The organism is Pseudomonas sp. 1D4 (assembly GCF_001728925.1).
In the GTDB taxonomy this organism is placed as follows: domain Bacteria; phylum Pseudomonadota; class Gammaproteobacteria; order Pseudomonadales; family Pseudomonadaceae; genus Metapseudomonas; species Metapseudomonas otitidis.
Genome location: NZ_LXJQ01000017.1, coordinates 16,637 through 28,572 on the forward strand (window position 1 = coordinate 16,637; position 11,936 = coordinate 28,572).

General features: G+C 68.4%; 9 protein-coding genes. 3 read left to right on the forward strand and 6 right to left on the reverse strand.

The features are described 5' to 3' along the window. Positions 1–275: 275 nt before the first annotated feature. Both A7D27_RS10975 and A7D27_RS10980 read left to right on the forward strand, forming a co-directional pair. Positions 276–1,973, forward strand: a complete 1,698-nt coding sequence (locus tag A7D27_RS10975) for an autotransporter domain-containing protein (RefSeq protein ID WP_069564889.1) — start codon at positions 276–278, stop codon at positions 1,971–1,973. 214 nt (positions 1,974–2,187) lie between these two features. Next, a complete protein-coding gene (locus tag A7D27_RS10980) occupies positions 2,188–4,017 on the forward strand; it encodes a long-chain-acyl-CoA synthetase (RefSeq protein ID WP_069564890.1) in 1,830 nt (609 codons plus the stop codon). Positions 4,018–4,079: 62 nt separating this feature from the next. Here the strand turns inward: A7D27_RS10980 and A7D27_RS10985 are convergent, their stop codons facing one another. The 6 genes from A7D27_RS10985 to A7D27_RS11010 form a co-directional block, all read right to left on the reverse strand. Further along, complete coding sequence (locus tag A7D27_RS10985) at positions 4,080–4,574, reverse strand: hypothetical protein (RefSeq protein ID WP_069564891.1); 495 nt, start codon at positions 4,572–4,574, stop codon at positions 4,080–4,082. Positions 4,575–4,641: 67 nt separating this feature from the next. After that, positions 4,642–4,992: a hypothetical protein gene (locus A7D27_RS10990; protein WP_069564892.1), complete on the reverse strand. Its 351-nt coding sequence runs from the start codon at positions 4,990–4,992 to the stop codon at positions 4,642–4,644. Next, the gene (locus A7D27_RS10995) at positions 4,989–7,433 is read right to left on the reverse strand and encodes a hypothetical protein (RefSeq protein ID WP_069564893.1); all 2,445 of its coding nucleotides are present in this window, start codon (positions 7,431–7,433) and stop codon (positions 4,989–4,991) included. Before A7D27_RS10995 ends, A7D27_RS10990 begins: the two co-directional genes overlap by 4 nt. Before the next feature lie 80 nt (positions 7,434–7,513). After that, positions 7,514–8,254 (reverse strand): hypothetical protein, encoded by a 741-nt coding sequence (locus A7D27_RS11000; protein ID WP_069564894.1) that lies wholly within the window; start codon positions 8,252–8,254, stop codon positions 7,514–7,516. Continuing rightward, positions 8,251–8,841, reverse strand: coding sequence for an RNA polymerase sigma factor (locus A7D27_RS11005; RefSeq protein ID WP_069564895.1), 591 nt, complete (start codon positions 8,839–8,841; stop codon positions 8,251–8,253). Before A7D27_RS11005 ends, A7D27_RS11000 begins: the two co-directional genes overlap by 4 nt. Position 8,842: 1 nt before the next feature. Beyond that, positions 8,843–10,528 carry a VWA domain-containing protein gene (locus A7D27_RS11010; protein ID WP_069564896.1) on the reverse strand — a complete coding sequence of 562 codons (1,686 nt, stop codon included), beginning with the start codon at positions 10,526–10,528 and terminating at the stop codon, positions 8,843–8,845. A gap of 300 nt (positions 10,529–10,828) precedes the next feature. Here A7D27_RS11010 and A7D27_RS11015 point away from each other — a divergent pair, with 300 nt between their 5' ends. Next, a complete protein-coding gene (locus A7D27_RS11015; RefSeq protein ID WP_069564897.1) occupies positions 10,829–11,890 on the forward strand; it encodes an SMP-30/gluconolactonase/LRE family protein in 1,062 nt (353 codons plus the stop codon). Positions 11,891–11,936: the final 46 nt, after the last annotated feature.

Consider the following 11,936-nt stretch of genomic DNA (forward strand, 5'->3'; position numbering starts at 1 on the left):
CCCAGCTCCAACCCAGCTCCAACCCAGCTCCAACCCGGCATCCAACACTTCCGTTTGCGGGTATCCATGTGCCCGCCACAGGCACTCCTGCTGCCTGGCAGTTGCACCCCGTGGATTGGCAACGCTCACTCTGCAGAGGAGCCACGCGCGACCAAATGGCAAATGCCCACACAAAAAGAAGAAGAAAACCCGGAAACACAAGCACAAATAAGCCTTGCACTCCCCGCCCCGACCTAGTCTGCACTGCATAAGTCTGCCAAGGAGCAGGAACGACCATGTCCTTTTCCTCCCACTCTTCCGAAACTCGCAGGGCGGGCGCCCTCATCCCTCTGATCCCAGCGCTGCTGGGGCTGGCACTCCCCCTGCCCGTCCACTCGGCCATCACCACCTTCACTCTGGATAGCGCGACCATCGGGACCTACCAGCGCCCCGACACCGGCCCCGGTGTGTCGTTCCAATACGTATTCCAGTTCTTCACACCCAATACGGACGGGATCTACACCGTCGGAATGGACGCCTCGGCCTTCGAAGACCCCTACATGTACTTCTACCGGGACACCTTCGACCCATCCGACCCAACTGCCAACCTGATCGGCCAGGACGACGATGGCAACGAGGTCTCCACCGCCTGCAGCACCTTCGGCAACACCTACTGCCCGCAGTTGAACGCGCAACTGGAAGCGGGCATCAACTACTACGTGGTCATCACGACCTATGACGACGGCGTTCCGATCGTTCTGCCCTTGAGCTTTTTCGTCATCGGCGGGTCCGCGGTCAACGTGGCAGGACTGCCCGCACGCCAACTGAGAAGCATTGCAAGCAGCCCTGCACAGTCCATGGCGACCCAACTGGACACCTTGCGGGGTGAACCAGGCGCGCTGCTGCAACCCATCCGGCTGCTGGACGGGATGACCGCCGAGGCCCAACGCGAAACATTGGCCCACCTGGCGCCACAAAGTAATTCCGCGCACGAGCTCGCCTTGCAATTCGTGCGCAACAGCATTTGGCGAAGTCTCTCCGGCCGCCTCCACGGCCTGCGTGCCCAGGATCACAGCGCGCTGGCCCTGAACCTGGTGGACAACACCCCCAGCCAGTGGCTGGCCAGCAATGCCGCCGCCGCAGGCAAGGCCACCCGTGCCCCTGTACAGGGTTTCTGGATCCAGGCCTTCGGTGGCCGCCTCGACCAGCGCAGTCACGCCGGCTACAACGGCTACGACAGCCACACCCAAGGCATGACCCTGGGCCTGGACACCCGCCTCAATGACGATTGGGTCGCCGGGGCTGCCTTCAGCTACGGCACGGTCAACCTCAACCAACAAGGCGAGCGCAAGGGCGACGGCAGCGAAATCGACACCTACCAGATCAGCGCCTACGCCAGCCGCGACTTCGGTGCCTGGTACCTGGACGGCATGCTCGGCTACGCCCAGCAACGCTTCGAGACCCGCCGCGACACCGTCCTTGGGGGCACCGCCGAAGGTCGCTTCGACGGCCGGCAGTACAGCGCCAAACTGGAAGCCGGCATGCCGCTTCGGCTGACCCACCAGACAACCCTGACGCCGCTGGCCGGTCTGGAGTGGAGCCAACTGCACCTGGACAGCTACCAGGAGCGCCATGCCGGCGCCCTGGGCCTGGGCATCGAGGGTGAACGCCAGGACCGCCTGGCCAGCCGCGTTGGCGCACGCCTGAGCATGGACCTGCCACTCTCCGCTGGCACCCACCTGCAGCCCGCCGTGCAGATGACCTGGCGCCACGAACTGATCGGCAACGCTCTGGACACCAACGCCCGCTTCACCGGCGGTGGCAGCGTCTTCTCCACGCCGGGCCAGCGCCTGCCCAGCGACAGCTACCAACTGGACCTGTCCCTTTCCCTGTTGCGTCCCGATGGCAGCAGCGTGAGCTTGAACCTGAGCAGCTACAACGCCACCGCCCGTGGCGGCTTCGCCGGCGAGCTGCAAGCCAAATGGGTGTTCTGAGATACCAAGCCACACGCAGTCTTTGAGGCCCTTCTCCTGCCCGAGGAGGGCCTTTCGGCTGACCACCTGAACACACCCCGGTATTTGCCGAACTGCCCGCGCCCACCCGCGCGGGGGCCAAGGGCAGCCCGAGGGAACCCGTCTAGATTCGCCGGTGGCGCCTATTCCCACCCCGCGAAGGTGGTCAGAACAACAAGACTGAAGTGCGAGAACCATGACCCAGGCCGACCTGATCTCCCCGTTCCGCTTCCTCGCCCGCTTGCCGGCGAACCTCAATCGCGTGCCCCGCATGTTGCTGGGCCTGTACTTCACCGGGATTCGCAACCGCGACAAGACGCTCTCCCTGGGCTGGGCCCTGGAGCGGGCGGCGGCGCGCTACCCGCAGCGGCCGGCAGCGATGGACGAGACGCGCAGCCTGACCTACGCCGAGTTCAACGCCTGGGCCAACCGCATCGCCCACGCACTCAAGTCCGAGGGCGTGGGCCCCGGCAAGGTGGTGGCGATCATGCTGGAGAACCGCATCGAAATCCTCGCGGTGCTGGCGGCGGTGGCCAAGCTGGGCGGCATCGGCGCCCTGGTCAACACCACCCAGCGCGGCAAGGTCCTTGCCCACAGCCTCAACCTGGTGAAAGCCGGCCACCATGTAGTCGGCGAAGAGCTGCGCAGCGCCTTCGAGGAGGTGGAGCCGGACCTGGAGACTGCCGGGGCACGGCGCTACTGGGTGGCCGACGACCTGGACACCCGCCGCGATGCCGGACAGGCCCCGCGCGGCTGGACCAACCTGATGCGCCTGGCCGGCGAGCACAGTGCGGAGAACCCGGCGGACACCGGGCGGGTGCGCCTGAAGGACGCCTGCTTCTACATCTACACCTCCGGCACCACCGGCCTGCCGAAAGCCTCGATTCTCAGCCACGGCAAGTGGATCAAGGCCTATGGCGGCTTCGGCCACTCCGGGCTGGGGCTCACCGACCGCGACGTTTTCTACCTGACGCTGCCCTGCTATCACAACAACGCCGTCACCGTGAGCTGGGCCTCGGTGCTGGCCGGTGGCGCGGCCATCGCCCTGCGCCGCAAGTTCTCCGCCAGCAACTTCTGGAAGGACGTGGCGCGCTACCAGGCCACCTGCTTCGGCTACATCGGCGAGCTGTGCCGCTACCTGCTGAACCAGCCGCCCTGCCCCGAGGAGAAGGACAACACCCTCACCTGCATGATCGGCAACGGCCTGCGCCCGGCCATCTGGGACGAGTTCAAGACCCGCTTCGGCATCCAGCGCGTCACCGAGTTCTATGCCTCCAGCGAGGGCAACATCGGTTTCACCAACGTCTTCAACTTCGACAACACCGTGGGCTTCTCCCCGGCCACCTACGCCATCGTCCGCTACGACCTGGAGAACGACTGCCCGGTGCGCGACCACAAGGGCTTCCTGACCAAGGTGGACAAGGGCGAGCCGGGCCTGCTGATCAGCGAAATCAGCGAGAAGTGGCCCTTCGACGGCTACACCGACCCGGCCAAGAGCGAGGCGGTGATCCTGCGCAACGTGTTCAAGAAGGGCGATGCCTGGTTCAACACCGGCGACCTGATGCGCGACATCGGCTGCAAGCACGCGCAGTTCGTCGACCGCCTGGGCGACACCTTCCGCTGGAAGGGCGAGAACGTCTCCACCACCGAGGTGGAAAGCGTGCTGGGGGTGTTCGATGGGGTGCAGGATGCGGTGGTCTACGGCGTGGAGATTCCCGGCACCAACGGCCGCTGCGGCATGGCGGCACTGCGCCTGAGCCCCGACGCGGACCTGGACGCCGCCGCCGTGGCCGAGCACCTGGACCGCGAGCTGCCGCACTATGCTGCTCCGCTGTTCCTGCGGCTGCTGGACGAGATCGAGACCACCGGCACCTTCAAGTACAAGAAGACCGACCTGAAGAAGGCCGGCTTCGACCCCACCCAGGTCAACGAGCCATTGTACGTGCGGCTACCGGGGGAACCGGCCTTCCGCCCCCTGGACACCGACCTGCACGCAGCGATCCAGAGCGGCGCGTACCGCTTCTGAGGCTGCTCCACGGGGTGAGCCCGGCTCACCCCGTTTCCTCCTCGCCATGAGCACCGGCCGGGCTACTGCTTGAACTCGATCTGCAACTCGGCGCCCTCCACGGAGCGCCAGTAGTCGTCTTCCCGCTGGTTGGTGATGAGCTTGCCGTTGAGCTGGTAAGGGCTCTGCTCCGACGGCTTCTCCACGAACAGCGGCGGCAGTAGCGGCTGCTCGACGTGCTGCTCTTGCTTCACCCGCGGCTCCAGCTCATCTACCAGGTGCTTGGGCAGGCTCAGGTCAAGCTTGGGTTCGCGCAGCTTGACCTGCTCCACCTTGGACGGTTTGGGCTTGCCAGGCACGGGCTTCGGTTTGGGCTTGGCGGTCTCGGCCTTGGTCGGTGCCGGCTTGGGCTTCGGCTTGGCTTGCGTCGGCGCCTCGGCACAGGCGTTGACTGGCGTGAAAACGGGCCCGGCCACGAGGCCAGGCCAGGTATCCCCCCGGGGAGCCACAGGGGCCGGGTTGGCCAGGGCGGATGCACAGAAGCCAAGGAACAGGGTAGGCAGCAGGGTTCGGGTCATGGAGCGGCCACCGCTGGATGAAAGGTGCACCATGCTGGCGCGCTAGGCGGGCACTGGCAACCCTGTCTTACTCACGCGGGGTGTCACGGCCGGAGAACACGGCCGCCAGCAGCAACCCGAAGCACAGGGTGTGGACCAGCCCACCAATGGCGCCAATGCCGCTGAAAACCACGCTCATGCGTGCAGCCTCAAATTCCCCGCCCCACTGGTAGGCCGTGAGGTACAGCACCTGCTGCAGCAGGGTCCAGGCCAGCAACAGGACCATGCTCGCCAGGCAGAAGCCGGCAGCACGGGGCCGCTCGCGCCAGTAGCGGACGGACAGGGCGATGCCGGCCAGCCAGGCGATGACCAGCGGCACCAGGCCGATGTAACCGAGAACCTGCATGGTCAGGGCTTGGGAGAGGATGCTTTCGCTCATTGGGGTCTCCAGGGGTCGAGATGGGCGGTATCGAGGCCCCGCCACTGGGCAGCACGGGGGCGCTCGGAAGGCGGCAGCCAGAGGCCATCCACGGCCTCCAGTGCCTCGGGGGCGACGCCCAGCAGGGCGTCGAGGGGCAGGTGTCGAGGCTCGCCGGCCTCTTCTGCGACGTCGTCGTGGTACGGGTGGTTCCGCCAATGCAAGGCCCCGTCGGCGAAGCCTTCGAAGCGCGGCAGCGGACCGATGGGGTCAGGCCAGGGGTAGAACCGGTGCGCGAGGGTGTCCAGCACCAGCAGGTGCCACTCGCCGTCGTCGTGGCGGGTCAGGGCCAGGTAGCGGCTGTCCGCCGACCAGGCCATGGCCGGGGCGAGATCGGCCAGGGCGCAACCGCAGGCGGTGAGCAGGTACCCACCCTGGCGCGGCAGGCGCTCATGCAGGTAGGCGCCGCCATAGGCGGTGCAACTGCCGAACAGCCAGGCGGCATTGCCACCGGTGGGCGCCGGCAGCACGAAGTCGCCGTAGGCGTTGGAGGCGGGCGGCTGGCTCAGCGGGCGCCAGTCGGGCAACAGCTCGAGCGTTGCGCCCACTCGCAGGCGGCGCAGGGCGTAGCAGAGCCGGCTGTCCTCCCGGCGCGGGAGGAAGTCGGCAGCGTTCACCACCGGTGGCGGAGGCTCGTCGATGCGCTGCAACGGGGTGGCAATCTGGGCATCGGCCAGGCGCCCCGTCACCACGGCCAATTCGACGACGCCGTCCTGGAAATCCATCAGCCGTGCCAGCGGCAGGTCGAAGTCGATGCCCAGCAGGCGCCGGGCCGGCACGTCCGCCACCACCAGGCGATGGGGCACGGCCGGGGCTTCGGCGAAGGCCACCAGTGCGAGGTAGCGGCCGCAGGCGGATACACGGTGGTCCAGGCACCACTCGCCCTCCAGCACCCAGTCATCGATGCGGCAGCGGTAGGCGGCCCGCAGCCCGTCGGCGCTCTCCCGCTGCCACTCCAGCAATGGGCGGCGGCCATCGGCCAACGGTGCCAGGCGCAGGTCGGCCTGCATCACCGGCATGCCCCGGCCGAGGGGGTACAGCAGCTCCAGCCGCGTGGCCGCACGCAAGCCAGGCACGGCGCGGCCCCAGGCGTCGAAGCCGGCGAGGCGTTCGAGTTCCTCACTGAAGATGTGGTGCACGGCGTTTCCGTGCTCCATCTGGTCCAACTCGGGCAGGTCGAAGCGGGCTTGAATGGCCAGGTGGGCCGGGTCCAGCGCAAGCGGCGCTTCGAGCATCAGGCGCGGCTCATCTTCCCGGGGCGACCAGTCGTCCAGGGTGCGCCAGCCCTGCCCGGCCTCCCAGATCCGGGTGGGGCATGGCCAGGGGCGTTCCTGGGCGGTGTCGCGCAGACGGCAGGCGAAGGCCAGGCCGTCGGCACGCCACACGGGGCGCTCGTCGTCGGGCAGCAGCAGCCCGGTGGGAACGTCGTCCAGCCACAACTGGTAGCTGGGGTAACGCAGCGGCAGCAGCGGGTCGTCGCGCTCGCGCAGTCGCTCCGGCAGCCAGGGCTCGCCGCGCAGGCGGTGGGGGCCGGTGGGGGGCGAAAGGTCCAGCAGCGCCTGCTGCTGCCTGTCGGCCCAGCCGGGTGCAAGCCAGAGATCGCCGATGGCGACGAAGTCCTCGCAGGTCGCCTCGCGCAGCAAGGCATCGAGGCTGAGACGGTAGCCCTGGTCCGACACCAGCGGGCTGTGGCGACCGCGCAGTTCGCCGCCACTGAAGGCATCCAGCTCCCAGAAGGCTTCGTTGGCACAGTGATAGAGCCGGCGCTGCTGGCGGTCGAACACCGCCAGCGACCAGGTGCCGCGCGAGGGGATCGGCGCGGCGAAATAGCGGCCGTCATCGGAGAAGCGGGCCGAGCTGCCCAGGCCCTCCAGCAGCACGCCGTCAGGCATCAGGTAGTCGGTGTAGACCGGGCCGCCCATGGCAATCTCGCCCCACCCCAGAGTGCGCACCGGCTCGCCCTCCGGCGTGAGCAGTTCGCCGCCACCCCAGGCGCTGGAGCCTCGAGCGTCCGCGTCCACCGGGCCGATGGGTTCGGCCGTGACCGGGGCGCTGGCCAGGCCCAGGCGCCGCTCCAGGGTCGCCGCACAGGCCAGGCCGATCAACGCCCAGAGCACGCCTGCGCCGATGCCCCAGTAGCCGGGCAGCGTGGCCCCCAGGCTGAAGGCGGCACCGATCACGGCGCTGGTGAGCAGGCTGCTGACGCCCTTGCCGATGCGCGGCCAGCGGGCGATGGCGATCAGCGCCAGGGCCAGCCCCACCACGCTTGAGGCCGCACCGGCCAACGGCAGGCTGGCCACCAGCAGGACCGGCAATACCAGCACCGCCAGGTGCCAGACAAGGCCCAGCAACAGGCGCGGCAGGCTCTCGGTGGGGGCGTCGGGTTCGGGAACGGGCGGCATATGTCAGGCTCCTGGATAAACGCGCCAGGGTGACGGATCGACCGTCACCCTGGCGTGACACAGCCGGCAACTCGCGACCATCAAGGCGCCGGGGAAGGCTCCAGGGCCTTCAGCAGGGCGTCCAGGTCCTGCCGGGGGTGGGCCTTGCGCAGGGCCTCCAGGCGCTCATCGGCGGCCTTGGCCTGGCCTTGGCGTCGTAGCTCCAGCACCTCGCGCAGGCCCTGTTGCAGGGCCGGTTCAAGGGGGGCGACAGCGGGCTTTGCCAGTTTGGCGGCGGGCGGGAAGGCGTCGTCGGCAGCCTGGCGGGCCTGCTCGGCGATCCGCGCATCGGTCTCGACACTGTCAGCCAGCGCGGCCACCGGAGCGGACTCGAGCCGGGGTGCGGCCTTCTTCATCTCCGCTGCCGGTGCGGGCGCGGAAAAGGCCTGCATCGGTGGGGCAGCCGGTTCCGCGTTGTAGCCGGCATCCGGGTCGGGGGCACTGCGGGCCAGGGTCGCCGGTGCGGCCGGGGCCATGGCCGGTGCGGGGGCGACGGCGTACTCCGGCGGCTGCCGGTCGAGGTTCTGGAAGGTCAGGCTGACGCCCACGCCCAGGCAGGCCAGGCCGGCGAAGGCCACCGACCAGCGCTGGCGGCCACCGGGGCCGAACAGCCAGGCATACAGGCGCTGGCCCAGGCTCGGCACCGGCGGGCGGACGGCCTCGCGGGCGGCGGCGAGGATGCGTGCATCCAGCTCGGCGGAGGGCTCGCCCCCGCCGTGGGCACGGAAGTGGGCGAGCAATTGCCGCTCCAGCTCGTCCTCTCTGCGTGGGTCCTGGTTCATGCGGTTCTCTCCTCGGCGGCGGGGTCGGCCAGCAGCCGGCGCAGCTTCTGCAGGGCATAGCGCAGGCGACTCTTCACCGTCTCGGCGGGTGTGCGGGTCATCTCGGCGATCTCGTGCAGCTCAAGGTCGCCATGGGCGCGCAGCAGGAAGACTTCTCGCTGCTCGCCGGGCAATTCGTCCAGGGCGGCCTGCAGGCGCTGGCGGTCGCGGCTGAGGCTCAACTGGGCCTCGGGGTCGTCGGCCTCCTCGCTCGGCAGCAGGTCGGCATGGGCCTGCTCGTCGAAGGCCTCCACCTTGCCCTGCAGCCGTCCGTGCTTGCGCCAATGGTCGATCAGGCGGTTGCGGGCGATCTGGTAGAGCCAGGTGCGGAAGGCCACGGCCTCGCGCTGCTCGCTGGCGCTGCGCACCAGGCTGAGCCAGGTCTCCTGGAAGATCTCTTCGGCCAGCGAGCTGTCGCCGCACAGGCCGCAGAGAAAACGGTAGAGGCCGAGGCGATGGCGTGCGTAGAGCACGCCGAAGGCCTCGGCATCGCCGCGTCGGTAACGCCGCAGGAGGGCGGCGTCGTCATCCGTGATGGTGTCGCTCAAGTCACTCGGTCCGTACCGGGTTGGAGGCCGGATTTTGCAGGCTTTGCGCGAGTTCCACCAGTTGCACGAACTCGTTGCGCAGGCCGTAGGGGTCATCGCCGCGCGCGCCGCGTGCCAGGGCCAGGGTGTCGGCGTAGCCGAACTGGCCGGTGTAACGGGCGCCCTTGAGCTGCTGGGCGAAGGCGGCGACCGAAGCGGCGAAACGCAGGTCGTCACTGGCCTGGGCGATGGGACGGGCCTCGGCGGCGGCGATGGGTTGCTCCAGCAGGCGGCTGGTGTCGGTGCCCGGCGCCTTGTAGCGAATGCGCAGCCAGGCCAGCTCACCGGCCTTGCCGGCCGCCGGTGCGGCCGGCTGGTAACGCAGCGGCTCCAGCCAGCCCTTGCCGCCCGCCGGGACGATCTCGTATAGCGCGGTGACGGTGTGGCCCGCGCCGATCTCGCCGGCATCAACCTTGTCGTTGCTGAAGTCCTCGCGCTTGAGGGCACGGTTCTCGTAGCCCAGCAGGCGGTACTCGCTGACCTGGGCGGGGTTGAACTCCACCTGCAGCTTCACGTCCTTGGCCACCACCTGGAGGGTGGAGCTGAGCTGGTCCACCAGTACCTTGCGGGCTTCGCGCAGGCTGTCGATGTAGGCGTAGTTGCCGTCGCCGGCGTCGGCGAGCTGCTCCATCAGGTGCTCGTTGTAGTTGTCCACGCCGAAGCCGAGGGTGGTGAGGGAGATGCCGGTGCGGCGCTTCTCTTCGGCCAGGGCCTTGAGGCTGTCGAAGTCGCTGATGCCAACGTTGAAGTCACCGTCGGTGGCCAGGAGGATGCGGTTGATGCCGTCCTTGATCAGGCCCTTGCGCGCCTGGGCGTAGGCCAACTGGATGCCGGATTCGCCAGCGGTGGAGCCCCCGGCGGCCAGTTGATCGATGGCGGCGCGGATCGTCTCCTTCTCGTTGCCTGGGGTGGACTCCAGCACCACGCGGGCCTCGCCGGCGTAGGTGACGAGGGACACGCGGTCCTCGGGGCGCAACTGGTCCACCAGCAACTTCAGGGTGCCCTGCACCATGGGCAGGCCTTCGCGACGGTCCATGGAACCGGAGACGTCCACCAGGAACACCAGGTTGGCCGAGGGAATGCGTGCGACCTGGGTGTCGGAGGCCTTGATGGCGATGCGCAGCAGGCGCGCCTCGGGGTTCCACGGCGAGCGGGCCAGTTCGGTGTCGATGCCGAACGGTACGTTGCCCTTGGGCAGCGGGTAGCTGTAGGGGAAGTAGTTGACCATCTCTTCGAGGCGCACCGCGTCCTTGGGCGGCAGGCGCCCACCGTTGAGGAAGCGCCGCACGTTGGCATAGGCGCCGGTGTCGACGTCGATGCTGAAGGTGGAGACCGGCTCGGCGGCCACGGCGTGGACGCTGCTCTCTTCCAGCTTGGCGTACTGCTCGCGGTAGCTGTCCCGGTAGCCAGGCAGGCTGTCGGTCAGCGGCGCGGGGGCCACCGGTGCCATCATCTTGCGCTCCATCACCGCGTAGCTGGCGTTGGGCGAGAAAGCGGCGGGCTTGGCGGCCAGGCTGTCTTTCTGCGACTCGTTGGCGGCGCCGCTGGTCTCCCCGCCATGCTGGGAGCAGGCGGCCAGGGCGAGCAGCAAGGTGGTGGCGAAACCAGCGGCGAGGGGGCGACGGGTCAGGGCTTGGAGCGGGTGCATGGCAGGTTCTCCTGGGGGGACCGGAATGTCCTTGTGCACCGGTAGACGGAGGGGGTTCGGCGAACGGGTTAAGGGGTTTGAAGTTTTTTTTGCGGTTCGAGAATGCGCCCCCTGGCTGCGGAAGAACGGCCGCTGCTTGCGGGTCGTCCGTAAAAAACCTCCCCACCCTAACCGCGACGCAGTAGCATCCCGCCTCGGACCTTCGGCCTCGCGCCGATCCCCCGGGGCGGCCGGCACGCCACGAAAGAGCCGCCTCCGACAAAAACCAGGCCCCGTGGGCCACCGCCAGGGAATTCGAACATGAAGAAGTTGCTGGGCCTGCTGGCCCTGTTGATCCTCGCGCTCACCCTCTACCTTGCCTTCACTCCCTCACCCATCGACCCGCTGGCCTGGGATGCGCCGCCCGCGCCGACCATGACCGGGGTGCTGGAACCCAACGACACGCTGATGAAGGCCGAGCTGCTGGCCAAAGGGCAGGTGTACGGGCCGGAAGACACCGCCGTGGATGCCCAGGGCCGCGTCTACGCCGGCCTGCATGATGGCCGCGTGGTGCGCATCGACACCGACGGGCGCCTGGAAACCTTCGCCGAGACCGGCGGCCGCCCGCTGGGCATGGACTTCGACGCCCAGGGCAACCTGATCGTCGGCGACGCCTACAAGGGGCTGCTGAGCATCGACCCGAAAGGCACCATCAAGGTGCTGGCCACCGAGGCCGAAGGCGGCCCGTTCCGCTTCACCGACGACCTGGACATCGCCAGCGACGGCCGCATCTATTTCACCGATGCCTCGGACAAGTTCCAGCAGCCGGACTACCTGCTGGACCTGCTGGAGGCCCGCCCCCACGGCCGCCTGATGCGCTACGACCCGGCCACCGGCAAGGTGGAGGTGCTGCTCAAGGACCTGTACTTCGCCAACGGCGTGGCGCTGTCGGCCAAGGAAGACTTCGTGCTGGTGAACGAGACCTACCGCTACCGCATCACCCGCTACTGGCTGAGCGGCGAGAAGGCCGGCACCCATGACGTGTTCATCGACAACCTGCCGGGCCTGCCGGACAACCTGCAGGGCGACCGCAAGGGCACCTTCTGGGTGGCCCTGCCCTCCCCGCGCAAGGCCGATGCGGACTTCCTCCACACCCAGCCCTGGCTGAAGGCACAGATCGCCAAGCTGCCCCGCGCGCTGTGGCCGAAGCCGGTGCCCTACGGGCTGGTGATCGCGCTGGACGAGAACGGCAAGATCATCCGCAGCCTGCACGACACCAGCGGCACGCACCTGCGCATGATCACGTCGGTGAAGCCGGTGGGCGACACGCTGTACTTCGGCAGTCTGGACAACGACCGCATCGGCAAGCTGAAGCTGCATTGAGGCAAAAGGGCTCTCCCGCCTGGGAGAGCCCTTCGGACGGGCGTTT

Coding starts and splice junctions, on each gene's coding strand:
- A7D27_RS10975 (WP_069564889.1), top strand. CDS start 276: ATGTCCTTTTCCTCCCACTCTTCCGAAACTCGCAGGGCGGGCGCCCTC.
- A7D27_RS10980 (WP_069564890.1), top strand. CDS start 2,188: ATGACCCAGGCCGACCTGATCTCCCCGTTCCGCTTCCTCGCCCGCTTG.
- A7D27_RS10985 (WP_069564891.1), bottom strand. CDS start 4,574: ATGACCCGAACCCTGCTGCCTACCCTGTTCCTTGGCTTCTGTGCATCC.
- A7D27_RS10990 (WP_069564892.1), bottom strand. CDS start 4,992: ATGAGCGAAAGCATCCTCTCCCAAGCCCTGACCATGCAGGTTCTCGGT.
- A7D27_RS10995 (WP_069564893.1), bottom strand. CDS start 7,433: ATGCCGCCCGTTCCCGAACCCGACGCCCCCACCGAGAGCCTGCCGCGC.
- A7D27_RS11000 (WP_069564894.1), bottom strand. CDS start 8,254: ATGAACCAGGACCCACGCAGAGAGGACGAGCTGGAGCGGCAATTGCTC.
- A7D27_RS11010 (WP_069564896.1), bottom strand. CDS start 10,528: ATGCACCCGCTCCAAGCCCTGACCCGTCGCCCCCTCGCCGCTGGTTTC.
- A7D27_RS11015 (WP_069564897.1), top strand. CDS start 10,829: ATGAAGAAGTTGCTGGGCCTGCTGGCCCTGTTGATCCTCGCGCTCACC.